Consider the following 26,509-nt stretch of genomic DNA (forward strand, 5'->3'; position numbering starts at 1 on the left):
TTTTGGGTGGATTATTATTGCGTGTCAATGAACAATATATGGTTGTTTTATCCTCTGACTTAACATATGCCGAAGAAAGCGACCTATTGAACGCTGTGGCCCGGCGACCGGCTTTATTTATCTCTGAGCAATTAGCGCCTGCTGAACTGTTTAAACAATGGATGAAAAACCCGTCTGCGGTTCCTGTTATGAAGGATGCTTCTAATAAACCGACGGGCATGCTTGAACCTTTACATGTGGCCAATGCTCTCCATGCCGAACTGGTGAAAATTCGGAGTTATTTTGAAGCGGTATTGTGCCAGGTCAATGAAAGTGTTTGCGGCATCGATAAACAGCACCGGGTGGTTGTTTGGAACCCCAAGGCAGAAGAACTTTACGGGGTCAAGGCGGAAGAAATTCTGTCTGCACGCATTGAAGATTTTTTCTCTAACCTGAGGGTCAGCAACTGTATGCATGAAAAGAAAGAATTAAAGGGCCATTACCACCAACCCTGTGAAGGAACCCATGTACTGATTAATTCAGCGCCGGTGCAAGCAGAGGATAAAGTAATCGGCGGCCTGTCCGTAGAGAAGGATATTACCGAGCTGGTGCAGCTGAACCAGGAACTGACCAAAGCCAGTTCCCAGGTGAAATTGTTGGAACAGGAGATTCGTAAAATATCCGGTCAGGATTGTGCTTTTCGCAAACTGATCGGTCGCAGCCAGGCCATGCAAAACCTGATTGCCTTTGGCAAAAAGATCAGTACCACGGACGCAACGGTTTTGTTAAGAGGTGAAAGCGGCACCGGCAAGGAACTTTTGGCCCGTGCCATTCACCAAAACAGTCCCCGTCACATGAACCCCTTTATCGTGGTTAACTGCGGGGCCATCCCCAACAACCTGTTTGAGAGTGAACTTTTCGGTTATGAGGGAGGGGCCTTCACCGGGGCAGACCGTAAAGGCAAACCCGGCATGTTTGAATTGGCCAACGGAGGAACCCTGTTCCTGGATGAAATTGGCGAAATGCCCGTGGAAATGCAGGCCAAGCTGCTGCGGGTGCTGCAAGAAGGGGTCTTTTACCGGGTCGGCGGCTCGGAACCTGTTCAGGTGAACGTAAGGGTGCTGGCAGCAACCCACCGGGATTTGGAGGCCATGATCAATCGCCGACAGTTCAGGGAAGACCTGTATTACAGATTGAATGTGGTGTCCCTGGAAATCCCCCCGCTGCGGGAACGGCGGGAGGATATACCGGAACTGGTTCACCTGTTTTTACAGGAATTCTGCCGGAAATATGATAAATCTATTAAAAAGATTGAGCCTGCCGTTATGACCTCCTTTTTGGATTACACCTGGCCGGGCAATGTACGGGAGTTAAAGAATGCCGTGGAAAGGCTGGTGGTTCTTACAGACGGGGATGTCATTGACGAACAATCCTTGCCGGAGAACCTGCGGAGAAATACCTATATTTCTTTGGTGACAAGTCCCGTCTCGCAGGGTAAACTGATGAATGTGGCGGTGGAAGCAGAAAAACAGTTAATTCTGAAGACCCTGCAGCAAGTCAGGGGTAACCGGTCGGAGGCCGCCCGGGTACTGGGAATTCCCAGAAGCACATTGTATTACAAACTGCGTCAACTGGGCATTCCTGCAAAAGGATAAATATTCTTTTATTAACAGGAGGTGAGTATGTCCCATTAGTCGAATATTTACCAGTTAGAAAAAATAGAGAATGGAGGCAGATTAGAGAGATGAAAAAAGGTAAATTATGGAAATTAATATCCTTTATGGTTATCACTGCCATGTTGCTGGCCGGCTGTGGCGGTGGCGGCCAGGAGAAAAAGGCTGCGGAAGGGGATAAAGCAGCGGCTGGTGGCGACACCATTAAGATCGGTTTCTTGGGCGCTAAGACCGGCGGTCACGCAGCCTACGGCGTGGAAACTCTCAAAGGGATGAAAATGGCTGCCAAGGACATTAACGACGCAGGCGGCATCCTCGGCAAAAAGATTGAAATTATTGAAGAAGATCATGGCAGCAAAGTTTCCGAGGGTACTAACGTTACCCAGAAACTGATTACCCGTGACAAGGTTGTAGCCATCGTTGGAGACCCCACCACCGGTATTACCAAAGCAGCTGCGCCCATCGCCCAGCAAAATAAAGTTGTGCTGCTGTCCGCCGGCGCTGTAGGTACCGGTGTGGTTGAAATCGGCGACTACATTTTCCGTGACACCCTGCTGGATGCTGTGGCTGCTCCGGCTGTCACCAAATACCTCAATGAAAAACTGGGCTGGAAGAAAGTCGCAGTTATCACTTCCATGAACAACGACTACAGCGTGGGTCTGACCAAGCTCTTTAAAGAAGCTCTGGCCGCCAACAAGATGGAAATTGTGGCTGAACAAAGCATCCAGGACGGCGACCAGAATTTCGCCGCCCAGGTTACCGCCATTAAAGACAAGAATCCCGACGGTATTATTTTCACCGGTTACTACACCGAGGGCGGCCTGTTCATGAAGGAAGCCCGTAAGCAGGGTATGAAAGCCGTTATGGTAGGCGGCGACGGCCTGCTGTCCGATGTGCTGATGAAGATGGGGGGCGACGCTGTAGAAGGCAGCATGGTTTACTGCGGTTTTGCTGCTGATGAAGCCAAAGCCGGCGAAAAGACCAAGAAGTTTATCGAAGCTTATAAAGCAGGCAACAACGGCGCTCTGCCCGATATGTTCTCCGCCCAGGGCTATGACGCTGTAATGCTGATTGCCGATGCCATCAAGGCTGCCGGCAGCGACAACCCCGAGAAGTTCCGTGCTGAACTGGCCAAGACCAAAGATTGGATCGGTGTGTCCGGTACCATTACTTTCCGGGAAAACCGCGAACCCATCAAGAGCCCTGTTTACCTGCTGGAAGTGAAGGGCGGCAAGTTCGTGGTAAAAGATACTGTTGACGTGAAATAATCGATCACAGTTAATTGAAAATAAACGGGTTGCAGCCATTCACGTTTCGTAATGGCTGCAACCATTGTTTAAATACCCCGCAGGAAGGAGATGATAGAATGCTGTCGCAGCAGTTATTGAACGGAATAACATTGGGTGCAACCTACGCTCTCATAGCCTTGGGCTATACCATGGTATACGGTATTATTCAATTAATTAATTTTGCCCACGGAGAAATCTATATGGTAGGAGCCTTCGTCGGGGTGTTGATGGTTTCAGTGTTTCAGCAGGGACTGCTGGTTTCATTGGTTGCCGCCATGCTGGCCTGTATGATCATGGGGGTCACCATTGAGCGTATCGCTTATCGCCCGCTGCGCCGGTCCACTCGCCTGGCTCCTTTAATTTCCGCCATCGGCGTCTCGATCTTTTTGCAAACCCTGATGACGAAAATTAAGGGACCGCAGCCCGTTGCCTTTCCCCCTGTCATAAATGATGCCCTTTATAAATTGGGTCCGGTTGAGATCAGTAAGGTCCAAATTATTATTTTGATCGTTGCCAGTCTGCTTATGGCGGGACTTCACTTCATTGTCAAATATGTGAAAATCGGTAAAGCCATGCGGGCAGCATCGGAAGATTATGATACCGCTGCCTTAATGGGGATTAACGTCAACCGGGTCATTTCATTTACCTTTGCCATTGGCTCCGCACTGGCTGCAGCGGGTGGTGTGCTGGTAGGGATCTACTTTAACTCGGTATCTCCTTTTATGGGTGTTTTAGCCGGTCTCAAGGCCTTTTGTGCCGCCGTTTTAGGAGGGATTGGCAGCATTCCCGGAGCCATGTTAGGTGGGCTTTTCTTGGGGGTCGCGGAAACCCTTGGTGTTGCCGGCGGCTTTGACCTGTATAAAGACGCCATTGCCTTCACTTTATTGATTATTGTATTGCTTTTCCGGCCCACCGGGTTGCTGGGACGACCAATCCAGAGGAAAGTGTAGGTAGATATTCATGGATAGCATTTTCAGCATGTTTTTAAATGACTATTATATTCAGGTACTGACAATGTTGGGTATCTATCTGATCGGCGCCTTGGGGCTAAACCTGATTACAGGTGTCACCGGACAACTCTCCTTCGGGCATGCGGCTTTTTTGAGTATTGGCGCTTACACGTCGGCTATTTTAAGTCTTAAACTTCATACGCCCTTCGGGTTGGCTATTTTAGCCGGGGGCCTGATGGCAGGTCTCTGGGGAGTATTATTGGGTTATCCTACCTTACGTTTAACCGGAGACTATTTAGGAATTGCCACCCTGGGTTTTGGTGAAATTGTTCGGGTTGTTTTTTTAAACATGACCATTACCGGCGGCGCTTTAGGATTGGCGGGCATACCCCGCAACACAACGCTGACCGTGGTGTTGCTTGTGGTCATTTTGAGTGTCTGGGCTATGGTTCGATTGGAAAATTCTCGCTTCGGCCGTTCCCTGGTGGCGATTCGTGAGGACGAGATCGCTGCGGAAGCCATGGGCGTTAATATTACCACCGCCAAAATCACCGCCTTTGCCATCGGCACATTTCTGGCAGGCATCAGTGGCGGATTGTATGCTCACTTGATCCAATACCTGAATCCCTCTGATTTTGGATTTCTTAAGTCTTTTGAATTTCTGACCTTCATTGTGCTGGGTGGATTGGGCAGTATCCCCGGTGTAATTCTCGGCACCAGCGTCCTTACCCTGGCGCCTGAATTTTTACGCTTTATCTCAGATTACCGGATGCTGGTTTATGGTTTGTTGATGGTATTTATGATGATTGTTCGTCCCAGAGGTTTGCTGGGCGGCGTGCAGTTAAGACGCCTTTTCGCCAAAAAGAATGTTCAACAGACCGGCACCTCCGCTTCCGGCGGGGCCAACTGATGGGGGTGAAATACATGACAAAGACAATTTTGGAGTTGGACAACGTTACCATCCGTTTCGGTGGCCTCACTGCGGTGGACAGTGTGGATATGAAAATAGAAGAAGGCACCATCCGTGCCTTAATCGGTCCCAACGGGGCGGGAAAGAGTACCATCTTTAACTTGATTACCGGTATTTATGCCCCCACTGCCGGAGAAATTCGGTTTATGGGAAATAAGATTAACGGTCTGAAACCCCATGTGATTACCAAAATGGGAATTGCCAGGACCTTTCAAAATATTCGTTTGTTCGGTGAAATGACTGTCCTGGATAATGTTAAAATCGGCATGCACTGCAGGACATGCACCGGTTTTCTAGGGGCCCTTGTGCGCAGTCCCCGGGTAAAGGCAGAGGAAAGGGCCATTACGGAAGCTTCCATGGAAGCGCTGAAATTAATGGAACTGGATCACAAGGCGGACGAGTTGGCCATGAACCTGCCCTATGGCGAACAGCGCCGCCTGGAAATTGCCAGGGCGCTGGCCAGCCGGCCCAAACTGATTTTACTGGACGAACCTGCTGCAGGAATGAACCCGCAGGAAAAGCAAACCCTTATGAGTATGATTCGAAAAATACAGGCTATGGGCCTTACCATATTTTTAGTTGAGCATGACATGAAGTTTGTCATGAGTTTGTCCGATCGCATTGCTGTTTTAGACTACGGCAGAAAAATTGCAGCAGGTTCCCCGGCAGAGGTCCAGCGGAACCCGGCAGTGATTGCCGCCTATTTGGGAAAGGAAGTGGTTTAGCCCATGCTGCTTGAAGTCAATGACCTGCATGTTTCCTATGGGGCTATTCGGGCGCTGAAAGGTATTTTCTGCCAGGTAGGAGAAGGCGAAATTGTGGCGTTAATCGGCGCCAACGGCGCCGGAAAAACCACTACCCTGCGTACCATTTCGGGGCTTATTCGCCCCCAATCGGGTACTATTACCTACAAAGGACAACCGATCACCAAAATGCCCCCGCACCAGATTGTCAGCTTGGGAATTTGCCAGGTGCCGGAAGGCCGCCGGGTGTTTACCAGAATGACCGTTTTGGAAAACCTGGAAATGGGGGCATACACCCGTAAAGATAAAGCAAATGTAAAGGCGGATATTGAAAAGGTCTTTCAACGTTTCCCGAGGTTGGCGGAACGGAAGTCTCAGTTGGCCGGCACCCTTTCCGGCGGAGAACAACAAATGCTGGCCATGGGGCGGGCCTTAATGTCCCGACCTACGGTCTTACTGATGGACGAACCCTCCATGGGTCTAGCTCCCATGCTTGTGCAGGAAATATTTTCCATTATTAAAGAGATTAACCAGGCCGGTACCACCATTTTGCTGGTGGAGCAAAATGCTCACATGGCCTTATCCATCGCCAACAGGGCCTATGTATTGGAAACAGGGGAAATCGTGCTGTCGGGTCCGGCCAGGGATTTGGCCAATAATCCGGAAGTACAAAAGGCCTATTTGGGTGAATAATAAAGTAAAACCTGAAAGTAGGAAAAGGTCCTACTTTCAGGTGTGTATACAATATAATTTATGCTTGTTGCTTTCTAAGTACAAGCTTGAGATACGTCAGGGTTAAAGGACATAATTTTTTATCTAACCCTCTAACCTCTCACATCTCACTTCTCACTTCTCACTTCACAAAGACTGGGGTGATCGCATGCACAAAGGATTTTTGACAGTCAAAGACATGTTGTATAAAGACCTTCTACCTGTTACTCCAGAGACTACAATTGGCGAAGTGAGGGAAAAGGGAATCCCTAACCGCCCTGTGGTGCTGGCCATGGAAGGGGACAGATTGGTGGGGGTTTTACTCTGGAAGGATGTCATAAACCGCAAGTTAGAATCAGATGTACAAGTAAGACAGGTTATGAAAAGGGATTTTTCCTCGCTGGATGAAGAGGACATGGAGAGGGAAATACTTGCCTTCCTGCCTGAATTACGCTACCATGCCCTGGTTTGCAGAAACAGCCAGGGTAACGTTCTGGGCGTTTTATCCTATGACCAGGTCTTTCACGATCTGGCCCTGCGGGTCTGTGAAACTGAGGCGCGTATTAATGCAGTGGTAGAGACGGTAGACGAAGCCATCTGCATTGTTGACAGTTCAGACAGAGTGATTACCTGGAACAGCCGGGCGGAAGAGCTGTATGGCATCAAAGCCCAGGACATCGTGGGAAAGCCCATTCACCAGTTTTTTTCCAACCTGGTTGTCACCAGAGTCAATAAAGAATGGGAAGAAATTCGTTCCCTGCATCACCAGCCGGTGGAAGGCACCCATGTATTAATTAACGCCACCCCTGTCCGGTTGGGACCCAAGGTGATCGGCGGCGTTACCGCTGAAAGAGATATTACCGAAATTGTCCAACTTAACCAAAAGCTAAACCAGGCCAGTTCCCAGGTGAAGCGTTTAGAAAATGAGATTCACAAGATTTCCACCGGCAGAAATCCCTTTGCAGCCATCAAGGGGCATCACAAACGGTTGGTGGAACTCATCAACATCGCCAGAAAAGCGGCTTCCACCAGTGCGGCAGTCCTATTAAGGGGAGAAAGCGGCACAGGAAAAGAGCTGTTTGCCAAAGCCATTCATGAGGCCAGTCCCAGGGCAGATAAGAAATTTTCTGTCATTAATTGCGCTGCCATCCCTCCGAGCCTGTTTGAGAGCGAGATGTTTGGCTATGAAGGCGGCGCCTTTACAGGGGCGGATAAAAGGGGCAAGGTGGGTGTCTTTGAGATGGCGGACGGCGGAACCCTGTTTATGGATGAAATTGGCGAGCTGCCCCTGGACATGCAGGTGAAACTTTTAAGGGTCCTGCAGGACGGAGTATTCTACCGGGTAGGCGGTTCCACACCGGTCAAGGTGGATGTAAGAATCATTGCCGCCACCAACCGGTCTTTAGAAGAAATGATGGCCAACGGCCAATTCCGGGAAGACCTTTATTACCGGCTAAATGTTGTTTCTCTGGAGATCCCGCCCCTCAGAGAACGACGGGAGGATATTCCTGAACTGGTTTACTTGTTCCTGCAGGAGTTCAGCCAGCTATATAACAAACAAATCAGCAAACTGGAACCGGGCGTGATGGCCACCTTTTTGGCTTATTCCTGGCCCGGCAATATCCGACAACTGAAAAATGTCATCGAACGCATGGTCATCCTGACAGAAGGAGATACCGTGCCGGAAAGCGCCATTCCCGACTCTTTGAAGCTCAGTTCCCGCCAGGATCAGGTAACTACCACCGTTGGTCTGGCTTCGGTGACCGAACAAACGGAACGGGAACTGATCATCCGTACGTTAAAACAAGTGAACGGCAACCGGTCCGAAGCAGCCCGTATGCTGGGCATTCCCAGAAGCACCCTCTACTACAAAATGCACCAACTAGGGATCATGTAACAGGTTTATTAAAGGACTGTTCAAACAACTGTGTCCAATGTCACCGGGTTTTGTGCAAAAACTTATACAATTTTACTGTGGTTTTCAGAAAAAACACGTATGTACGTGTTTTTTCTTTTATAAATTTCTTTTTTAAAAAAATTTAATCTATTCAAAGAACAAGTAAATTCAACCCTGGCAGCGCCTTTGTCAGGCTGTCCTGTGCATCCCGGGAGGAATGTTGTCTTTTTAGGCATGGATTTTGCTATAAATAACTCCATGAGGAGGTATGGGCCCATGCGTATAAGTCAACATCCCATATTGGAATTTAAGACCGGAACCAAAGTAAAATTTACCTTCGACGGCAGGGAATTGGAGGGTTACGAAGGCGAAACCATTGCTGCGGCACTCCATGCCGCGGGGATTCGCGTTATGCGGGAAAGCGGGCATTTGCACCGTCCCCGGGGATTGTTTTGTAATATCGGGAACTGTTCATCCTGCTTAATGGTGGTGGACGGGGAACCCAACGTAAGGGTTTGTGTGGAACGCCTGCGCGAGGGAATGGTGGTTGAAACCCAGAAGGGGAAAGGTGAGCTGAAGTGAAACATACCGAAATTGCCATTGTCGGGGGCGGCCCGGCGGGCTTGGCGGCGGCTCTCAATGCAGCCAAACTGGGAGCCAGGGTACATTTAATTGATCGGAACGACTATTTAGGAGGTCAGTTAATTAAACAAACGCACCGTTTTTTTGGCTCCAAGGAACAACGGGCATCCGAGCGCGGCATTGATATTGCACGGGAATTGGCCAACCAGGTAACTGCCAGCAAAAATATTCAGGTGATGACAGAGGCCACCGCTCTTGGTTACTACGAGGACGGAGTTTTGCTGGTTGAGCAGCATAAAAAAATTTTTGCCATTAAACCCGAGCGACTGATCATTGCCACCGGCGGGGCGGAAAAAACCCTGCTGTTTCCCAATAATGACCTGCCCGGGGTTTACGGGGCCGGTGCAGTACAAACCCTGGTCAATGTGTTCGGCGTCAAGCCGGGAAAAAGAGTATTGATGGTGGGCGCCGGTAATATCGGCGTCATTGTGAGTTACCAGCTGCTGCAGGCCGGTGTGGAAGTGGCGGCGATTATTGAAGCAGCTCCCCGCATCGGCGCCTATTGGGTCCATGCGTCCAAGGTGGTGCGAGCCGGCGTACCCATCTATACCAGGCATACCATTCAAAGGGCCCATGGCCATAGGGAAGTGACCGGTGCCACCGTTGTCCAACTGGATGAAAACTGGCAGCCGGTACCGGGCACCGAAAAGGAATTTGATGTCGACGTTATCTGCTTGTCTGTTGGTTTGACTCCCTTGACGGAATTGTTATGGCAGGCCGGTTGCCGGATGGTGTTTGTTCCTGAACTGGGCGGCAATGTTCCTTTGCGGAATGAGCATTTGGAAACCTCGGTGCCTGGGATCTATGTGGCCGGGGATGTGGCAGGCATTGAAGAGGCCTCGGCAGCCATGATGGAAGGTGCGTTGGCAGGCTTAAACGCCGCCGCCAGCCTGGGATACACCACTGAAAGTTTGGGTTTGGACCGGCGCAATATCCTGGCACAACTGGAGGGCCTACGTTCCGGTCCGGTGGGAGAGAAGATTCGCAAGGGCCTGGCCCAGGCTCTTTTATAGATAGGAGTGATGCACATGCTGGCACAAAACGGAATTCCCACACCGGAGGACCTGGCCGGGGTTCTTCCCCCGGAAGAACGGTTGGCTCGGGGGCCGGTGGCCATCGCCGAGTGCTTTCAAAATATTCCCTGCGACCCCTGCTACCACAGCTGTAAACAGGGGGCCATCAAAGAATTTACGGATATTAACCAGCGTCCCCAGGTGGACTTTGAAAAATGCAACGGCTGTGGTTCCTGCATGAGCCGTTGTCCCGGTCTCGCCATCTTCGTGGTGGATGCCACCTATTCCGACAGTGAAGCGTTAGTAAAAATCCCTTACGAGTTTCTTCCCATACCGGAGGCCGGTGAAACCGTCACAGCCATTAACCGAGCCGGCCGGGAAGTGGGGGAGGCTAGGGTTATTCGGGTACAGAATACCAGGGCCCAGGACCGTACAGCCATCGTTTGGCTGGCGGTTCCCAAAGATTTGATGATGGAAGTCCGCCACTTCAAAGTTAAGGGGGTGCGGTAAATGTGTGAAGCAAACCAAAAAGACCTTACCATCATATGCCGCTGCGAAGATATTACCGTGGACGAGGTACGGGCCTACATCGAACAGGGAGTCACCGACCTGGAACAGTTAAAGAGACTCCTCAGGGTCGGTATGGGACCCTGCCAGGGCAGGACCTGCACCCCCTTGATCGTTAACGAACTGGCCAGGGCCACCGGGCGGCCCGTCCGTGAGATTCCCCTGACGGTTTTCCGCCAACCCACCACACCGGTGAAACTGGGTGTCCTGGCAGGAGGTACCGACCATGAATAGAACGGCAGATTATGTTATTGTGGGGGGCGGCGTCATCGGCTGCTCCATTGCCTACAATCTGGCCAAAAAAGGCGCCAAAAACATTGTCTTAATCGAGAAAAAATACCTTACCAGCGGCGCCACCGGGCGCTGCGGCGCCGGCGTCCGCATGCAGTTTGGCACCGAAACCAACTGCCTGCTGGCCAAGAACAGCATCGAAATGTTTGAACACCTGGAAGAAGAACTGGATTATCCGGGCAGCATTGAATTTAAACAGGGCGGCTACCTGCTGCTGGCCTATACCGAGAAGATGGTGGAACAATTCCACAAAAACCTGGGTGTGCAGCACAAGCTGGGGATTCCCTCCCGCTGGGTGACGCCCGAGGAGGCCAAAGAAATCGTGCCCCATTTGAACACCCAGGGTTTGCTGGGGGCCACCTTCTGCGGCAAAGACGGCCACTGCAATCCCTTTAAGACCACCGATGCTTACGCCAGGGCTGCCCAGCACCTGGGCGTGGAAATTATGACATACACTGAAGTCACCCGGCTGCTGGCCCGGGATGGTAAAATTACCGGCGTGGAAACCAGCAAAGGCATTATTGAAACCCCGGCGGTTGTCCTGTGTGCCGGCGCCTATTCCCGGGACCTGGCTGCCACCATCGGTATAGATTTGCCCCTGACACCGGAACGTCACCAGATCCTGGTTACGGAACCGGTGGAAATGATGCAGGGTCCCATGGTCATGAGTTTCTACCACGGTCTCTATTGCCAGCAGGTGCCCCACGGCAGCTTCATCATGGGCCTGGGGGACCCCAACGAACCCAAGGAGTACAACCAAAACAGCAGCTGGCAGTTCCTCCATGAGATGGCGGCCAAAGCAACCTTTATTCTGCCTCCCCTAGCCAACCTGCGGGTGGTCCGCCAGTGGGCCGGCCTCTACGATCTGACACCGGACCGCCAGCAAATCCTGGGCAGCGTTCCCGGCATTGAAGGCTTCCACCTGGCGGCAGGCTTCTCGGGCCACGGCTTCATGATTGCACCCATGACCGGTAAACTCATGGCCGAGCACATATTGGGAGAGGAAACCAGCTTCCCTATCAGCATGTTTGATTTCACCCGCTTCGAACGGGGAGATCTGTACGTAGAACCTTCGGTCGTGTAACAGGAAAATTTATTAAGTTTCTCTGCAGGTCATCATCAACCAATCAAATAATTTAATAATAGAAATACCATAGCCATAGGAGCGTGAAAATCCTTGAAAATTGCATTAAACGAAGCCCGCTGCTCCGGCTGCCGCACCTGCCAGGTGATCTGCAGCCTGCACAACTTCAACGAAAATAATCCGAAAAAGGCAGCGGTCAAAATTGTCGGTCATTTCCCGACCCCCGGCCACTATGAAATCAAGATTTGTGACCAGTGCGGCCTTTGCGCCGCCGTCTGTCCGGCGGAAGCCATTAAAGAAACAGACGGGGTTTACCGCATTGACAAAGAAAAATGCACCGGCTGCGGCGAATGCATTGAAGCTTGCCCCTCCGAAGCCATGGTGCAGCATCCCGCCGAAAAGGCTCCCATCAAATGCGTGGCCTGCGGCCAGTGTGTCGAGTTATGTCAGCGGGGAGCCATTTACGATGCAGATACCAGGGAGGTGCAGTAATGTACGGTTACGGCGGCAATATCCTCAGAATTAACCTGACCACCGGAGAAATGAACATACAACCCCTGTCCCAGGACATGGCCAGAGAATGGATTGGCCAGCGCGGCTTTATTGCCAAGATCCTCTGGGATGAACTGAAACCCGGCATCGATCCACTGGGACCGGCCAACAAACTGGTCATGTCCACCGGCCCCCTGGCCGGCACCTTGGTGCCGGCGGGCGGCAAGGTAAGCTTTGGCGCCAAATCGCCGGCCACCGGCATTTACGGCGAAAGCTGCATGGGCGGCCATATTGCCGCGGAGATGAAATATGCCGGCTACGACGTCATCATTCTGGAGGGCGCATCCAGCAAACCCTGTTATATTTATATTAAAGACGACCAGGTGGAGATCCGGGATGCCTCCCACCTCTGGGGCAAAGGCGCCATCCAGACCGAAAAGGCACTGAAAGATGAGCTGGGTGAAGAATTCCAAATTTGTACCATTGGTCCCGCCGGCGAAAAGCTGGTCAAATACGCCTGTATTTCTCACGACTTCGGTCGCCAGGCCGGGCGTACCGGCATGGGGACCGTGATGGGCAGCAAAAAAGTCAAGGCCATCGCCATTTGCGGCCATAACAGCATTCCCCTGGCAGACCTGGAGGCCACCGTGGTCAAAGGCAAGGAAATGCTCAAGGGTTGCTTTGCCAAGGAAAACCTGGATGAGTGGCAGAATTACGGTACGGCCGGCGTACCGGTCTGGGCCAACAACATTGGCGCTTTTCCCACCAAAAACTTCCAATCCTCCTACCTGGAGGGTAATGAAAACCTGGACGGTAAGATTATGAGGGAGAAGATGGTGGTCAATGACAAAGGCTGCTTTGGCTGTCCCAGCCCCTGTGGCAAATACTGCTACGTCAAGCCTTATAACGTCTACACCGAAGGGCCGGAATACGAGACCACCGCGTTGATCGGCGGCAACTGTGTTTTCACCGACATTGAACAAATAGGCTATTTAAATTACCTGTGCGATGAACTGGGTCTGGACACCATCTCCGCCGGTAATGTCATTGGCTTTGCCATGGAATGTTTTGAAAAAGGCATTCTGACCAGGGAACAGGTGGGAATGGAACTCAAATTTGGCGACCTGGAAAGCTTCAAGTACCTGGTGGAGAAAATTGCTGCCAGAGAAGGCATTGGCAATATCCTGGCCGAGGGTGTCAAATATGCAGCGGAACAGTTTGGCGGCGATTCCATCAAGTTTGCCATCCAGGTAAAAGGTCTGGAGTGGAGCGGATATGAATCCCGCAGCGCCCCGTCCAATATGCTGGCCTACATGACCTGCGACCTGGGGGCTCACCACAACCGGGCCTGGTCGGTCACCCACGATATCGCCGTGGGCAGAAAGGTGCTGGAAGGTAAGGCCCGGAAGGTCATCGAACTGCAGCACATTCGTCCCTTCTTTGATCTGATCGGTTGCTGCCGCCTGCAGTGGGTGGAAATCGGCTTTGAATTAGAACATTATCCGGAAGTCCTCCGCTATGTCACCGGGTTTGACTACAGTCAGGATGATTTAATGAAGATTTCCGAAAAGGTATGGAACCTGACCCGCGCCTTTGCCTGGAGAGAAATTGAGGACTTTGGCAGAAAGTATGACTACCCGCCTGCCCGTTTCTATGAAGAGACCGTAACCACCGGCCCCAATGCCGGAGATGTTCTGTCCAAAGAAGAGCTGGACTTCCTGCTGGACGATTACTATAAACTGCGGGGCTGGGACCTAAACGGCCTGCCCACCCGAGAAAAGCTGGAGCAAATGGGTCTGGGGTTTGTGGTCCGCCAGTTGGAATCCTACGGCCGTAAAATAAGCTAAGCAATTAAGTTAACTACAATACAACCTGGCCATCAGCCATCGGCCTTCAGCTTAAAAAACTGTAGCCGGGCCGATAGCAGATGGCCAGGGATTCATCAGTTCTTTAAGTCAATAGCTAAGGGTCAATAGCTAATGGCCAATGGCTAGGAACTTACTCATAACCAACAAGGGAGTGATAACTTTGCAAATCAAAGTAAGAGTGACGGGACTTTTGACAGAATACTTCCCCGCCGGCAAAGGAATACTCCCGGTTTCTTTGGAAAAACCTTTAACGGTAAAAGAGATTCTACAGCAAATTAAGGTGAACCACCAACTGGTCATGACGGTGGTGGTCAATGGCCAGCGCCGGGATTTATCCTACGTGCCCGGTGATGGTGAAGAAATTGTACTGATTTCCCCGTTAGCCGGAGGCTAAGAAGGTGACAGCGTGACAGGGAGCCATACCCTGTCACGCTGTCAAACCTGCAGTTTACAGAACTCATAACCATGGAATGTTAACTGCTGTCGTAAATGTGGACAGTTAGCATCGGACAATACGTACATCTTCTGATTATTCTTCTAAATATACTTAATAGTATAAAATATCACCATTTTTAGGCACGTAGCATAATCACCCTCGGCGGCAAGTGCTTTGACTTATTTTAGCTCAGGCATTACTCTATTCTTAATTATCTAAATAATCAAACAGAATTATAGAAACCGTGAAGTGCTTTGCTTGGTGTGAAGACACATCCGGCAACTCACAGGCTCAACGATTGCCAATAGGGATCTTTTACCAGATTGGGGTGTAACATCGTGACAGACCTCTCATCGGTTCCCAGGCTAAGACCCGCCGCGGTGGTCATCAACCAGGCCTGGTGTAAAAAGTGTGGTATTTGCATCGCCTTTTGCAACAAAGGGGTGCTGGCTTTTGGAGAAGGAAACAGGGTGGAGGTTGCCCAGCCGGAAAACTGCGTGGGATGCGGCCTTTGTGAAAACTTCTGCCCGGACTATGCCATAAACCTGGAGGTGGCGGACCAATGAGCAGTGAACCGCGTCTGGTGCAGGGGAACGAGGCCTGTGCCGAAGGGGCCATTTACGCCGGTATGAGATTTTATGCCGGCTATCCCATCACACCTTCCACCGAAATAGCGGAAATCCTGGCCAAACGACTGCCCCAGGTGGGAGGCAAATTTATTCAAATGGAAGATGAAATCGCCAGTATGGCGGCGGTGGTGGGAGCTTCCTTAACCGGTGTAAAAAGCATGACCGCCACCAGCGGCCCGGGCTTCTCCTTGAAACAGGAGAACATCGGTTATGCCTGTATGGCGGAAATCCCTTGCGTGGTGGTAAATGTGCAGCGCCTGGGCCCCAGCACCGGCGTGGCCACTGCCCCGGCCCAGGGAGATGTGATGCAGGCGCGCTGGGGCACCCACGGTGATCACCCCATCATTGTCCTGACCCCATCCTCTGTCAAGGAGACCTTTGAACTAACTGTCAGAGCCTTTAATCTGGCGGAAAAATTCCGGGTTCCGGTGATTCTGCTCATGGATGAAGTGGTGGGACATATGAGGGAAAAAGTAATTCTGCCCGAACCGGGCGAACTTCCCGTTTATGACCGCCTAAAACCAAACTGCAGCCGGGAGGATTATTATCCTTACCGGGCAGATTGGGATAAAGCTCCGCCCATGGCCTTTTTCGGGGAAGGCTATCGCTATCACGTAACTGGATTATTCCATGACGAAAGCGGCTTTGCCACCGAAAAGCCGGAAGTCATTGACTTGCAGCTGCGTCGCCTGCACAACAAAATTTACCGCCACTTGGATGAAATTATCACCTATCACAGCGAACAAACAGAGGATGCGGAACTGGTGGTGATTTCCTACGGCGGCACCGCCCGGGCGGTCTCCCGGGCGGTAAAGTTAGCCCGGCAGGAAGGCCGCAAAGTAGGTATTTTCCGACCGCAAACCCTCTGGCCTTTCCCGGAAGAAGCAGTGGCGGAGCTGGCCGGGGCAGGGAAGAAACTGCTGGTGGCAGAAATGAATTACGGGCAGCTGCTGCTGGAAGTACAACGGGTAGCCGCCGGACGCTGTGCAGTAACCGGCTGTCTGCAAACCAACGGCGAACTGACCCAACCGGAAACAATCCTCAACAAAATCAGGGAGGTGTATGAACATGCTCCCGGAAATTGAACAGTACTTTCGCCTGGAGAAATTACCCCATATGTGGTGCCCCGGCTGCGGCAACGGCATTGTCCTGCATTGCCTGGTGAAGGCCATTGATAAATTATGCCTGGACCAGGACCGCACCGTCATGGTCTCCGGCATCGGCTGTGCTGCCAGGGCCTCCGGCTACCTGGATTTTGATACCCTGCATACCACCCACGGCCGTGCCCTGGCCTTTGCCACCGGCGTCAAATTCGCCAAACCGGAACTGAATGTTTTTGTTCTAACCGGTGACGGGGACTGCACCGCCATCGGCGGAAACCATTTTATTCATGCAGCCCGTCGCAATATTAATCTTACCACCATAGTATTTAATAACAACATTTATGGCATGACCGGAGGGCAATACTCCCCCATGACGCCCAATGCTTGCCGGGCCACCACTTCTCCCTACGGCAACCTGGAACGCCCCTTCAACCTAGCGGAACTGGCCATCGCTGCCGGCGCAACCTTTGTGGGGAGGGCCACCACCTATCATACCAAGCAGCTGACGGACTTGATAATAGAAGGCTATAAAAATAACGGTTTTTCCCTCATCGAAGTGGTAACCCATTGCCCCACTTCCTTTGGTCGGCACAACAAAATGGGTTCACCGGCAGACATGTTAAAGTGGCAGCGGGATCATGGCGTCACGGCCATGCGTTATGAAAATCTAAGCCCCGAAGAACGGTCCGATAAATTTATCGTGGGTGTGTTGCACAGATGCGAGGCACCCGAATATACGGCGGAATACCAGAAATTGCAGGAAAAATTCCGGGGGAGGTAGGGATTATGCCAGGAACATGGGAAGTAAGACTCAGCGGGTCCGGCGGCCAGGGACTGATTCTAGCCGGAATCATTCTGGCCGAAGCCGCCATCATTGACGGTCAAAATGTGGTGCAGACCCAGTCCTACGGTCCGGCAGCCCGGGGTGGCGCCAGCAAGGCAGAGGTCATTATCAGCCAGGAAGAGATTGATTACCCCAAGGTTGATCGTCCGGATATCTTTCTGGGGCTAAACCAGGAGTCGGTGCTCAAATACATGGATGGCTGCAAAGATAACGCCCTGGCCATTGTGGATGCCGGCCTGGTCAATCATATTCCCCCCAGCAAGGCCAGGGTTTACGCCCTGCCCATTACCGAGACCGCCCGCAAACAGGTGGGCCGTGAACTGGTGGCCAACGTGGTGGCCCTGGGAGCCCTGTCGGCCCTGTCCGGCATAGTCAGCCGGGAATCCGTCACCACCGCCCTGCTGCGCCGGGTGCCCAAAGGCACCGAGGATATGAACCGCAAAGCATTGGAACTTGGCTTCAACCTAGGGGAGCAGGCCCTGGCCGGCGCCCAAGCGGGCCACAACTGATCCTTTTAATGTATCCGTGTAAAATCACAGTTTGGTATGAGCTGTGGTTTTTCTTTTTCAAGAAAGGAAAAAGGCGCGCTTTTAATCACTTCCCTTGGCGCGCCATCGGAATTAAATTCTTAAAAGTGTAAAAAAAGTGTTTGCATTCTTATAAAGACCATAGATAATATATACAAACAAAGAATGACTTGGTCATAATTCCTTGAGGTGTTTATGAAAAAAGCTATTGTTTTTAATATACAGAAGTTTTGCATTCACGATGGACCGGGTATAAGAACCACCGTGTTTTTTAAGGGCTGCCCCCTGCGCTGCCTGTGGTGTCACAACCCGGAGAGCCAGTCTTTTAATAAAGAAATTCTTTTTAACCCGGAGAAATGCACCGGGTGCGGGCAGTGCCGGCAAAGGTGCCCCCGGGGGGCCATACAAGCAACCCCAAGGGGCTGGATACACGATAACACTAAGTGCATCTTCTGTGAAAACTGCATTGATGTTTGCGTCAACAATGCTAGGGAAATGGCCGGCCGCGCCTACACCGTCAATGATTTAATGGAAGAAATAGAAAAGGACCGCCCCTTTTATGAACAGTCCGGCGGGGGTGTTACCCTTTCAGGCGGGGAAGCCATATGTCAAATTGGTTTTGTGGCTGAACTGGTAAAAACCTGTAAGAAGAGGAGTATTTCCGTCGCCATTGATACCTGCGGCTACGTACCCTTTAGCAGTTTTGAAAGGATTTTAGGGGATGTTGATGTCTTTCTCTATGACATAAAACTGATGGACCCGGTCCTCCACGAAAAATACACCGGTAAAGACAACCGCCTGATCCTTGACAACCTGCAACGGCTGGTGGCCGGAGGGGCCAGGATTAACCTGCGAGTCCCCTTGATTGAGGGCATCAATACAGACCGGTCCCATATTTTAGACCTTATCGATTTTGTCAAAGGGTTAAATATTTCGCTCGTTAACTTACTGCCTTACCACGCTACCGGCAGTTCAAAATATCTGAAGTTGCATAGAGATTACCCGCATCATTTACTGGCCCGGCCATCTGATGAAAAAATGGAAGAAATCAAAAACCTGTTTGAGGTTCACAACCTTAAGGTAAAAATTGGAGGTTGATATAATGGAAAGGGGTATGAACGAACGAATCCGCAAGCTCAGGCACCAGAGTGTTACCGTTGAACCAAGGATTTCCATGGAAAGGGCGGCGCTGGTCACCGAGGCCTATCAAAAATATGCCGGAACGGTGGAAATTCCCATCTTGCGCGCCTTAACTTTTAAACACATCATGGAAAATAAAACCCTTTGCATTCTCGATGGGGAACTGATTGTGGGCGAGAAGGGGGAGGGACCCCAGGCCGCACCCACATATCCTGAACTATGCTGCCATACCCTTGAGGACTTTGAGATCATGCACAAGCGAGAAAAAATATCCTTCAAGGTCAGTGAGGAAGCGAAACGGATACAGGCTGAGAAGATTATACCCTACTGGCAGGAGCGCTCCTTGCGCAAAATAATCTTTAACCACATGTCCCCCCAGTGGAAGGACTGCTATGAAAGCGGCATCTTTACCGAATTTATGGAACAACGGGCGCCGGGCCATACTGTGGCAGACGGCAAGATCTATGAAAAGGGCTTTTTAGACTTTAAGCATGACATCCAGCAAGCCATTGATGCCCTGGATTTTTTAAACGATGAAGAAGCCTACGAGAAAAAAGTTCAGTTGGAAGCCATGAAAATATGCTGTGATGCCATTATGATCTATGGCCAGCGGTATGCAAAGTACGCCAGAGAACTGGCGGCAAAGGAGACAGACCCCCGGCGACAAAGGGAGTTACTGGCTATTGCAGCGAACTGTGACGTGGTACCCGCCCATAGGCCGCAAACCTTTGCCCAGGCCATTCAGATGTACTGGTTTGTGCATATCGGAGTTACTTCGGAGCTGAACAACTGGGATGCCTTCAGCCCCGGCAGGTTGGACCAGCACTTGTATCCTTTTTATAAAAAAGAGATCGAAGATGGAACCCTGACGGAGGAACAGGCTAAAGAATTGCTGTCATGCCTGTGGGTTAAGTTCAATAACCAGCCGGCGCCCCCCAAGGTAGGCATTACCTTAAAAGAAAGCGGCACCTACACAGACTTTGCCAATATTAACAGCGGCGGAGTGAAGCCTGACGGCTCAGACGGGGTCAATGATGTGACCTACCTGATACTGGACGTCATGGATGAACTGAAACTCCTGCAGCCCAGTTCCAACGTCCAAATCAGCCGCAAATCACCCCACAAATTTGTCCAAAGGGCCTGTGAGATTGCTCGCAAGGGCTGGGGGCAGCCGGCCATGTATAACACCGATGCCATCATTCAGGAACTTTTAAGGGCGGGCAAAGACATTGTGGACGCCAGGGAAGGCGGCGCCAGCGGTTGTGTGGAGACAGGGGCCTTTGGTAAAGAGGCCTACATCCTGACGGGTTATTTTAACCTTCCGAAAATTCTGGAACTGACATTGAATAACGGTTTTGATAAACTCACGGGTAAACAGTTGGGACTCCAGACAGGCTACGCCGCCGACTTTCAGAGCTATGAGGAATTATTTGAGGCCTTCAAAAAGCAAATCAACCATTTTGTGGACATTAAAATCGCGGGCAATCATATCATTGAAAAAATTTACGCCACCCAAATGCCCTGTCCCTTCCTATCCATCATCATCAGCGACTGCATCAAAAAGGGCAAAGATTACAACGCCGGCGGGGCTAGGTACAACACGTCGTATATTCAAGGGGTGGGTATCGGCACTCTGGCGGATTGCCTGTCCTCGATAAAATACAATGTATTTGATAAAAAGAGGTTCACCATGCAGGAGTTGCTGCAGGCCCTGGATGCTAATTTTGTCGGGTATGAACACATTCGTCATCTAGCGCTGAATAAAACACCGAAATACGGTAATGACGACGACTATGCTGATCAGTTAATGATTGAGGCCTTTAACGCTTTTTATGACGCAGTGAACGGCAGAAAAAACAGGAAAGGCGGCGTCTACCGCATCGATATGCTACCCACCACCTGTCATGTTTACTTTGGTTCGGTGACGGGAGCCACGCCCAACGGTAGACTGGCCGGGAAGCCCCTCTCCGAAGGGATTTCCCCGGAACAGGGCGCTGACAGGCGAGGACCCACTGCTGTGATTAAATCTGCAGCCAAAATGGACCACCTGCGCACCGGGGGGACCCTGTTAAACCAAAAGTTTAATCCTTCGGTGGTGGCCGGTGATGAAGGTCTCGAAAGCATGGTATCTTTAGTCCGAACCTATTTTAATATGGACGGCCACCACATTCAATTTAACGTCATTGATCGCAAGACCCTGCTGGATGCCCAGCAGCATCCTGAGGAATACAAAGATTTAATCGTTCGGGTAGCCGGCTACAGCGACTATTTCCATAATCTTAACAAAGAACTGCAAGACGAAATCATCGCCAGAACAGAACATACCTGTATGAGATGACCCTTCACAAATTGTTTTAACACAATAAACAGGAGCGGCAGGAACCACCTTTTTTGTACGGTTCAGGCAGTAAGCCAGGAATGTAAAGCTGCACAGGCCTCGTGCAGCTTTTTAAAATTTATAAATCCATTTTTAAAACAGACCCGCATTCAACCACCGGCGACGGCACATACTTAGGATGATTTAATCATAAGGAGGAATAAATATTATCTATGCTGTACGAAGTCGGGGGTCAATTTTTCTACTCATGAAACCACAGCGGATGAAGGAACTGCTGCCCGCCGGTTACGTAAAACCTAAAGAATAGGGTGATCATCAAATGCATTATGTAATTTATACGCTGCTGGATTGGGGACTGATTTATTTTTTTGTGGGGAAACGTTTTTTTCTATTGTGGAAGGCAGCTTTAATCGGTCTGGCCATTGCCGTCATTGTGGACTACTTTGGGATAAAGTACAATTTGTACTACTATACCAAAGGCTATGTTTATATCGGCAAGCAGCCGGTGTTTGCACTGATCAATGTCTTTGCCAATGTGATCCTGTATATGAATTGGCTGCCCCGGCAGTGGCATAAACGATTTCTCTATACTGCCTATGTCAGTGTTTTATTGCTGGCGGTGGAGGCCGCCATGTACCGGGCAGGGGCCATTCAGTATCCCAATTGGCAGCTATGGTACAGTTACTTTTTATTGAACGCAGGTTTACTGCTGGTGGCCTTCCTGTCGGATTTATTAAAAGTAACCCCCCCAACCAAGTTAACTTAGAGAAACCCTGGTGGAGCGCTGAACCCGCCGGGGTTTACTGTTCCATTAACTTGATCAACTGAAAGATGCGGGATAATCTGGCGGTATATGGTCAAACTAATAGCGGTGATGATCATGAACTGGTGGAAAAAGATTGTTAAGACATTTCAATACAGTCCCAATATGGACCGGGAAGGTTTTGTTTTAAAGGAAACCCCCGAAGAAAAGGAAAAAATCCAGGAACAGAAGAGTGACAAGGAGCCAAAAGACAATAGTGAACAGGAAAGCATCCGGGATCATGATGAAAAAAAAGAGTCCGGATACCGCAGCAGGTTAAGGAAAACCGGCAGGGTTTCCCGGCAAGAAAGGTCTGAGCAAGAAGGACAAAGGGGAAAGACAAAGGTTTCTCAAGGCGAGAAAAATGCCGACAACAAAGAAGAAACTGACTCAAACGGCAAACAAGAGCACGGAGACCGCCGCCCGTTAAAAAAACCCTTAAGGGTATACGAGGCCCAGGAGCATCAGAACCCGGACCGGGTGAGTCCATACCTGGAGGTCAATAAAAAAAGGATTTTTGAAATTTACGGGTTGCCGGAAAATAAGGATTTTATTATCCGGGAGTTTACCATCGCCATAAACCCGCCGGTCAGGGCCTTTGCGTTATTTATGGAGGGTTTAAGCGACAAGGCGGCGATCAACCAGTATGTGCTGCAGCCTATGATGCTGTTTTCTAATTTTCATGAAGAAGTGGACGGCTACCTGCTGGATTACATTGAAAAGCGGGTATTAATTACCAACCAGATCAATCAACATGACAAATTTGAGAAAATTGTGGGCGGTGTCAACTACGGTTCCACAGCCATATTTATTGAAGGCTGCGACAGGGCACTGGTGGTGGAAACCAAGGGGTGGGAACACAGGGGGGTAGACACTCCCACCAACGAACCGGTGATCCGGGGATCACAAGAAGGCTTTGGGGAAACCCTGCGTACCAATACCGCATTGGTAAGAAAACACGTCCGCTCCTCCCAATTAACCACCGAAATGTTTAAAATCGGGGATGTGGGCCAAAATGACGTGGCCATTATGTATCTGCGTGATGTCGCCAATGAAAAACTGGTAGAGGAAGTCAAGCGTAGAATAAAGTCAATTAAGACAGCCGCCGTCATAGACAGCGGGATTTTAGAACAGTTTATTGAGGATCACCCCTGGAACATTGCGCCGCAGGTGATGGCCACCGAAAGGCCCGACCGTGTGGCTTACATGATTCTACGGGGCAAAGTGGCCATCTTTTTAGACGGCAACCCGTACGTCCTGGTGGTACCCACCACTATGTTTGACCAGTTGCACAGCCAGGAGGATTATTACCTGCGCCCCCTTTACGGGACGATGCTGCGGTTGATAAGAGCCTTTGCCTTCTATATGGCATTTTTAACCCCCGGCGTGTATTTGGCCATCGTATTATTTCACAAAGAAATGATTCCCACAGAACTGCTGCTGGCCATCTCCGGGAACAGGGAAAGAGTACCTTTTCCCAGCTTTGTAGAGGTTGTTATCATGGAAGTTTCCTTTGAGTTAATACGGGAGGCCGGTTTAAGGGTGCCCGGCATATTGGGCAGCACCATCGGCATTGTGGGAGCATTAATCCTGGGCCAGGCAGCAGTTCAGGCCAATCTTGTCAGTCCGATTCTGGTCATCATTGTCGCCGTAACTGCACTGGCCGGTTTTGCCATACCTTCATATTCACTGCAATTTTCCCTGCGTATTGTCCGCTTTGTCTATATCCTGCTGGGGACCTTGCTGGGGTTCGTGGGCATTGTCTTTGGCCTCTTTGTCCAAATGCATATGATGGCATCATTGAAATCCTTCGGTGTGCCATATCTATCCCCCATGGCGCCTGCCACCAAAACCACCGGTGATGTTGTGTTCCGTGTACCGGTATTCTCCTGGGAAAAGCGTCCCGATTACTTAAATACCCGGGAGGAGGAGTTCCAGCCCAACGTCGCCCGGGGCTGGGTGAAAGAAGAGACAAAGAAGCCAGGTAACCAGAAAAAGAAAAGTCAATGAAGCGTTTTCCGGGGGCGCCTGGAAAGAGGCCGGCGCTGGGACTAATTATGGTAAAGGAGAATTTCATTTTGCTCAGGGAAGGGAAAATAGGCTTTGCCGAAGGTTTCTCATTGCTCTATATATCCAGCCTTACCAGCCTTTTCTTAACTTTGCCGTCTAAAGTGATAGAAGATGGCAAAAACATGGCCTGGCTCCTGTTTTTAATCACTATTATCATGGTACTGCTGGCCTTCTGGATTGTTTCCGAACTGATGAGAAGACAGCAAGACATGACCCTGATTGAGGCCACCGAAACGCTCCTGGGGCCCTATGTGGGAATGCTGGTGAACACAGTGTTTTTCATTTATTTTGTTATTCGGGAGGCCCTGCTGTTCAGGGAGTATGCCGAAGCATTTTTAGTGGCGGCTCTGCCAAGAACTCCCATCAGTGTGGTTATCGCCGTCCTGGTTGTGGCAGCCTTTACCAGCGCCTACTACGGCCTGGAAACCATCGCTCGAGCGGCCCGGGCAGCGCTGCCCTTTGTTGTCGTGGGTCTGGTTACTCTTTATATATCGGTACTGCCCTATGTTGATACCAGCTTTTTCTATCCGCTATGGCTGGACAAGCCGCTGTTCCTGCTGGGAAAAGCATTTCTGGATTATACGTCCACCAGTGAACTCATCGCCTCGGCCGTCATTATTCATTCCTTCGGCGGTTGGCAATTCTACCGCAGGATCGGGTTTTTAACGCTGGCGGCAGCAGGGGGTACTATTTTAATTACCACTGTTTTAATACTTTTTGTATTTGGAGTTCAGGGGGCATCGGAATTAATATTACCATTCTTTAATTTGAGTCAAATTATCAGTATTGGACGTTTTTTTCAGCGCTTGGAATCCGTCTTTCTGTTAACTTGGGCTATGGTGGGCTTTTTTAAGATAGCCTTATTTCTTTATATATCCACGGTGATTCTTGCCCGCATGTTCCGCCTGGCGGATTACCGCCCGTTGTTATGGATCGTTACCCTGCTTTGCCTGGTTTTAAGCATCTTACCGCCGGATTTGCCAACCACCCTGTTGCTGGACGGCATCCTGATCGGAAACTTGGGATTGATCCCCACTGTATTACTACCTTTTGTCTTATTACTGGTTTCATGGGTAAAGCGGGGTGTAAAGGAATGAGTATATACGGACATGCGGTTTAATCCCCAAGGCAGGGCAGCCGCTGTTGTGGCCGCTGGTTTTCAAACTGAGAAAGGCAGGAGAGTTGCAACGAGATGATGCGAAAACCGACTAAATTTTTCCTGCTGGCTAAGACCGTCATCCTCATCATGGCGGCCTCGCTCTGTACCGGCTGTTTCGGCGGTCGGGAAACGGACGAAGTGGCCATTATCCTAGCGGTGGGCATTGACAAAGGAAAAACAGCGCCCCTGGAAGTGACCGTAACAGTGGCCAATCCCAAAGCCTTTGCTGCCGGCGAGAGTGGTGGAGGGGGGCAGGAGGACCCCTTTTTGACAGCCAGCGTGGAGGGGCCGTCCATTTGGGAATGCTACCTGTTGTTTAACTCTTTCGGCGCCCGGGAAATGAGTTTTCAGCATACCAGGGCTTTTATTTTCGGTGAAGAGATCGCCCGGGAAGGTCTGTTAAAATATATCAATGCCCTGCTGCGGTACCGGGAGGTGCGCCGGAACAGCTCCTTGTTTGTTTGCCAGGGAACTGCCAAAGAATTTATGCAAAAGAACAAGCCCCGGCTGGAAGCTTCCCCCGCCAAGCAGTATGAATTTATGCAACGGATGTCGCAAATTACCGGTCTGTTTCCGGATAGTGATATCCACCGTTTTTATATTACATTGAAATCCCTGCACAGCAGCCCGACAGCGGCCCTGGTGGGCATCACCAGGGGTGAAAAGGCTGAAGAAAAGACTGTACAACCCCTGCGGGTTCCCTATTATGCCGGGGAAGTACCGCAAGCCGGCGGTAAGTCCAATGCCGAGTTTATCGGTACAGCGGTCTTCCGAAAGGACAAAATGATAGGAAAATTAACCGGTGATGAATCACGAACCATGTTATTATTATCAGGGCATTTTGATTTGTCTACCTTTACCCTGGAAGACCCGCAACATAAAAACAATGTTATTACATTAAGATTGAGACAAGGCAAAAAACCGGACATAGAATTTAAGCGGCAGGGAGACAAACTGCTGATCCATGAAAAAATTTACCTGGAAGGGGAATTCTGGTACATTCAAAGCGGAGAGAACTACGAGGATCCAAAAAAGAAAAAAATTGTGGAAGAAGCCTTTGACAGGCAGATGGAACAACTGGCCCGGCAGTTGGTTAACAAAACCAAAGAAAAGGATTACGGTGATATTTTTGGGTTCGACCGGTATTACCGCAAACAACTGAGCAGCTGGGAGGAATGGGAAAAACTGCCATGGAAAGAAATTTATGATCAGGCGGACATTGTTATAGATTTTAATACCAATATTCGTCGGACAGGATTAATGAGAAAGGAATCCCTTACTAAGGAGTAGTG

25 protein-coding genes and 1 pseudogene are annotated in these 26,509 nt (G+C 50.4%); all 26 read left to right on the plus strand.

Annotated features, from left to right (window positions below; genetic code table 11):
- The first annotated feature begins 17 nt into the window (after window positions 1–17).
- The 26 genes and pseudogenes from BUB67_RS01280 (at window position 18) to BUB67_RS01405 (ending at window position 26,507) form a co-directional block, all read left to right on the plus strand.
- Window positions 18–1,634, plus strand: a complete 1,617-nt coding sequence (locus tag BUB67_RS01280; RefSeq protein WP_238456902.1) for a sigma-54 interaction domain-containing protein — start codon at window positions 18–20, stop codon at window positions 1,632–1,634.
- 89 nt (window positions 1,635–1,723) lie between these two features.
- Window positions 1,724–2,920, plus strand: coding sequence for an ABC transporter substrate-binding protein (locus BUB67_RS01285; RefSeq protein ID WP_073234458.1), 1,197 nt, complete (start codon window positions 1,724–1,726; stop codon window positions 2,918–2,920).
- Between the two features lie 98 nt (window positions 2,921–3,018).
- Window positions 3,019–3,891 (plus strand): branched-chain amino acid ABC transporter permease, encoded by an 873-nt coding sequence (locus BUB67_RS01290; RefSeq protein WP_073234464.1) that lies wholly within the window; start codon window positions 3,019–3,021, stop codon window positions 3,889–3,891.
- A 10-nt stretch (window positions 3,892–3,901) separates the two neighbouring features.
- Window positions 3,902–4,801 carry a branched-chain amino acid ABC transporter permease gene (locus tag BUB67_RS01295; protein ID WP_200798096.1) on the plus strand — a complete coding sequence of 300 codons (900 nt, stop codon included), beginning with the start codon at window positions 3,902–3,904 and terminating at the stop codon, window positions 4,799–4,801.
- Between the two features lie 14 nt (window positions 4,802–4,815).
- Window positions 4,816–5,346 (plus strand): annotated as a pseudogene (locus BUB67_RS01300) (ABC transporter ATP-binding protein); the annotation flags it as partial.
- A gap of 117 nt (window positions 5,347–5,463) precedes the next feature.
- Window positions 5,464–5,586 (plus strand): ABC transporter ATP-binding protein C-terminal domain-containing protein, encoded by a 123-nt coding sequence (locus BUB67_RS17375; protein ID WP_420795736.1) that lies wholly within the window; start codon window positions 5,464–5,466, stop codon window positions 5,584–5,586.
- A 3-nt stretch (window positions 5,587–5,589) separates the two neighbouring features.
- On the plus strand, window positions 5,590–6,297 hold the full coding sequence (locus BUB67_RS01305) for an ABC transporter ATP-binding protein (protein WP_073234471.1): 708 nt from the start codon (window positions 5,590–5,592) through the stop codon (window positions 6,295–6,297).
- Window positions 6,298–6,484: 187 nt separating this feature from the next.
- Entirely contained in the window at window positions 6,485–8,212 is a 1,728-nt protein-coding gene (locus tag BUB67_RS01310) for a sigma 54-interacting transcriptional regulator (protein ID WP_073234475.1), read from the plus strand.
- A gap of 276 nt (window positions 8,213–8,488) precedes the next feature.
- Window positions 8,489–8,794, plus strand: coding sequence for a (2Fe-2S)-binding protein (locus tag BUB67_RS01320; protein WP_073234481.1), 306 nt, complete (start codon window positions 8,489–8,491; stop codon window positions 8,792–8,794).
- A complete protein-coding gene (locus BUB67_RS01325; protein ID WP_073234485.1) occupies window positions 8,791–9,867 on the plus strand; it encodes an NAD(P)/FAD-dependent oxidoreductase in 1,077 nt (358 codons plus the stop codon). The genes BUB67_RS01320 and BUB67_RS01325 overlap by 4 nt, the downstream gene beginning before the upstream one ends.
- Before the next feature lie 15 nt (window positions 9,868–9,882).
- Window positions 9,883–10,377, plus strand: a complete 495-nt coding sequence (locus tag BUB67_RS01330; protein WP_073234489.1) for a 4Fe-4S binding protein — start codon at window positions 9,883–9,885, stop codon at window positions 10,375–10,377.
- Window positions 10,378–10,668, plus strand: a complete 291-nt coding sequence (locus BUB67_RS01335; RefSeq protein ID WP_073234492.1) for a (2Fe-2S)-binding protein — start codon at window positions 10,378–10,380, stop codon at window positions 10,666–10,668.
- Entirely contained in the window at window positions 10,661–11,809 is a 1,149-nt protein-coding gene (locus BUB67_RS01340) for an NAD(P)/FAD-dependent oxidoreductase (protein ID WP_073234495.1), read from the plus strand. The genes BUB67_RS01335 and BUB67_RS01340 overlap by 8 nt, the downstream gene beginning before the upstream one ends.
- 93 nt (window positions 11,810–11,902) lie before the next feature.
- The gene (locus BUB67_RS01345; protein ID WP_073234498.1) at window positions 11,903–12,301 is read left to right on the plus strand and encodes a 4Fe-4S dicluster domain-containing protein; all 399 of its coding nucleotides are present in this window, start codon (window positions 11,903–11,905) and stop codon (window positions 12,299–12,301) included.
- A complete protein-coding gene (locus BUB67_RS01350; protein WP_073234504.1) occupies window positions 12,301–14,148 on the plus strand; it encodes an aldehyde ferredoxin oxidoreductase family protein in 1,848 nt (615 codons plus the stop codon). The genes BUB67_RS01345 and BUB67_RS01350 overlap by 1 nt, the downstream gene beginning before the upstream one ends.
- A 172-nt stretch (window positions 14,149–14,320) precedes the next feature.
- Complete coding sequence (locus BUB67_RS01355; RefSeq protein WP_238456912.1) at window positions 14,321–14,563, plus strand: MoaD/ThiS family protein; 243 nt, start codon at window positions 14,321–14,323, stop codon at window positions 14,561–14,563.
- Between the two features lie 380 nt (window positions 14,564–14,943).
- Entirely contained in the window at window positions 14,944–15,171 is a 228-nt protein-coding gene (locus tag BUB67_RS01360; RefSeq protein WP_073234510.1) for a 4Fe-4S dicluster domain-containing protein, read from the plus strand.
- Window positions 15,168–16,319, plus strand: coding sequence for a 2-oxoacid:acceptor oxidoreductase subunit alpha (locus tag BUB67_RS01365; RefSeq protein ID WP_073234513.1), 1,152 nt, complete (start codon window positions 15,168–15,170; stop codon window positions 16,317–16,319). Before BUB67_RS01360 ends, BUB67_RS01365 begins: the two co-directional genes overlap by 4 nt.
- Window positions 16,303–17,118 carry a 2-oxoacid:ferredoxin oxidoreductase subunit beta gene (locus tag BUB67_RS01370; protein ID WP_073234518.1) on the plus strand — a complete coding sequence of 272 codons (816 nt, stop codon included), beginning with the start codon at window positions 16,303–16,305 and terminating at the stop codon, window positions 17,116–17,118. The genes BUB67_RS01365 and BUB67_RS01370 overlap by 17 nt, the downstream gene beginning before the upstream one ends.
- 5 nt (window positions 17,119–17,123) lie before the next feature.
- Window positions 17,124–17,690 (plus strand): 2-oxoacid:acceptor oxidoreductase family protein, encoded by a 567-nt coding sequence (locus BUB67_RS01375; protein WP_073234521.1) that lies wholly within the window; start codon window positions 17,124–17,126, stop codon window positions 17,688–17,690.
- A gap of 213 nt (window positions 17,691–17,903) precedes the next feature.
- Window positions 17,904–18,806, plus strand: coding sequence for a trans-4-hydroxy-L-proline dehydratase activase (locus BUB67_RS01380; RefSeq protein ID WP_073234524.1), 903 nt, complete (start codon window positions 17,904–17,906; stop codon window positions 18,804–18,806).
- A 4-nt stretch (window positions 18,807–18,810) separates the two neighbouring features.
- Window positions 18,811–21,186, plus strand: coding sequence for a trans-4-hydroxy-L-proline dehydratase (gene hypD / locus BUB67_RS01385; RefSeq protein ID WP_200798097.1), 2,376 nt, complete (start codon window positions 18,811–18,813; stop codon window positions 21,184–21,186).
- A 319-nt stretch (window positions 21,187–21,505) separates the two neighbouring features.
- Window positions 21,506–21,952, plus strand: a complete 447-nt coding sequence (locus BUB67_RS01390; RefSeq protein WP_073234527.1) for a hypothetical protein — start codon at window positions 21,506–21,508, stop codon at window positions 21,950–21,952.
- Window positions 21,953–22,039: 87 nt separating this feature from the next.
- A complete protein-coding gene (locus BUB67_RS01395; RefSeq protein ID WP_238456903.1) occupies window positions 22,040–23,998 on the plus strand; it encodes a spore germination protein in 1,959 nt (652 codons plus the stop codon).
- Window positions 23,999–24,045: 47 nt separating this feature from the next.
- Window positions 24,046–25,155 (plus strand): GerAB/ArcD/ProY family transporter, encoded by a 1,110-nt coding sequence (locus tag BUB67_RS01400; protein WP_238456904.1) that lies wholly within the window; start codon window positions 24,046–24,048, stop codon window positions 25,153–25,155.
- Between the two features lie 95 nt (window positions 25,156–25,250).
- Entirely contained in the window at window positions 25,251–26,507 is a 1,257-nt protein-coding gene (locus BUB67_RS01405; protein ID WP_073234535.1) for a Ger(x)C family spore germination protein, read from the plus strand.
- Window positions 26,508–26,509: the final 2 nt, after the last annotated feature.

Source organism: Desulforamulus putei DSM 12395, assembly GCF_900129195.1.
Taxonomy (GTDB): Bacteria; Bacillota; Desulfotomaculia; order Desulfotomaculales; family Desulfotomaculaceae; genus Desulfotomaculum; species Desulfotomaculum putei.

Bases quoted from the DNA above. Each gene is read 5' to 3' on its own strand.
- BUB67_RS01340 (WP_073234495.1), top strand. From the start codon at position 10,661: ATGAATAGAACGGCAGATTATGTTATTGTGGGGGGCGGCGTCATCGGC.
- BUB67_RS01305 (WP_073234471.1), top strand. From the start codon at position 5,590: ATGCTGCTTGAAGTCAATGACCTGCATGTTTCCTATGGGGCTATTCGG.
- BUB67_RS01405 (WP_073234535.1), top strand. From the start codon at position 25,251: ATGATGCGAAAACCGACTAAATTTTTCCTGCTGGCTAAGACCGTCATC.
- hypD (WP_200798097.1), top strand. From the start codon at position 18,811: ATGGAAAGGGGTATGAACGAACGAATCCGCAAGCTCAGGCACCAGAGT.
- BUB67_RS17375 (WP_420795736.1), top strand. From the start codon at position 5,464: ATGAGTTTGTCCGATCGCATTGCTGTTTTAGACTACGGCAGAAAAATT.
- BUB67_RS01350 (WP_073234504.1), top strand. From the start codon at position 12,301: ATGTACGGTTACGGCGGCAATATCCTCAGAATTAACCTGACCACCGGA.
- BUB67_RS01370 (WP_073234518.1), top strand. From the start codon at position 16,303: ATGCTCCCGGAAATTGAACAGTACTTTCGCCTGGAGAAATTACCCCAT.
- BUB67_RS01380 (WP_073234524.1), top strand. From the start codon at position 17,904: ATGAAAAAAGCTATTGTTTTTAATATACAGAAGTTTTGCATTCACGAT.
- BUB67_RS01390 (WP_073234527.1), top strand. From the start codon at position 21,506: ATGCATTATGTAATTTATACGCTGCTGGATTGGGGACTGATTTATTTT.
- BUB67_RS01320 (WP_073234481.1), top strand. From the start codon at position 8,489: ATGCGTATAAGTCAACATCCCATATTGGAATTTAAGACCGGAACCAAA.
- BUB67_RS01335 (WP_073234492.1), top strand. From the start codon at position 10,378: ATGTGTGAAGCAAACCAAAAAGACCTTACCATCATATGCCGCTGCGAA.
- BUB67_RS01400 (WP_238456904.1), top strand. From the start codon at position 24,046: ATGGTAAAGGAGAATTTCATTTTGCTCAGGGAAGGGAAAATAGGCTTT.
- BUB67_RS01310 (WP_073234475.1), top strand. From the start codon at position 6,485: ATGCACAAAGGATTTTTGACAGTCAAAGACATGTTGTATAAAGACCTT.
- BUB67_RS01365 (WP_073234513.1), top strand. From the start codon at position 15,168: ATGAGCAGTGAACCGCGTCTGGTGCAGGGGAACGAGGCCTGTGCCGAA.
- BUB67_RS01330 (WP_073234489.1), top strand. From the start codon at position 9,883: ATGCTGGCACAAAACGGAATTCCCACACCGGAGGACCTGGCCGGGGTT.
- BUB67_RS01395 (WP_238456903.1), top strand. From the start codon at position 22,040: ATGGTCAAACTAATAGCGGTGATGATCATGAACTGGTGGAAAAAGATT.
- BUB67_RS01290 (WP_073234464.1), top strand. From the start codon at position 3,019: ATGCTGTCGCAGCAGTTATTGAACGGAATAACATTGGGTGCAACCTAC.
- BUB67_RS01295 (WP_200798096.1), top strand. From the start codon at position 3,902: ATGGATAGCATTTTCAGCATGTTTTTAAATGACTATTATATTCAGGTA.
- BUB67_RS01285 (WP_073234458.1), top strand. From the start codon at position 1,724: ATGAAAAAAGGTAAATTATGGAAATTAATATCCTTTATGGTTATCACT.
- BUB67_RS01375 (WP_073234521.1), top strand. From the start codon at position 17,124: ATGCCAGGAACATGGGAAGTAAGACTCAGCGGGTCCGGCGGCCAGGGA.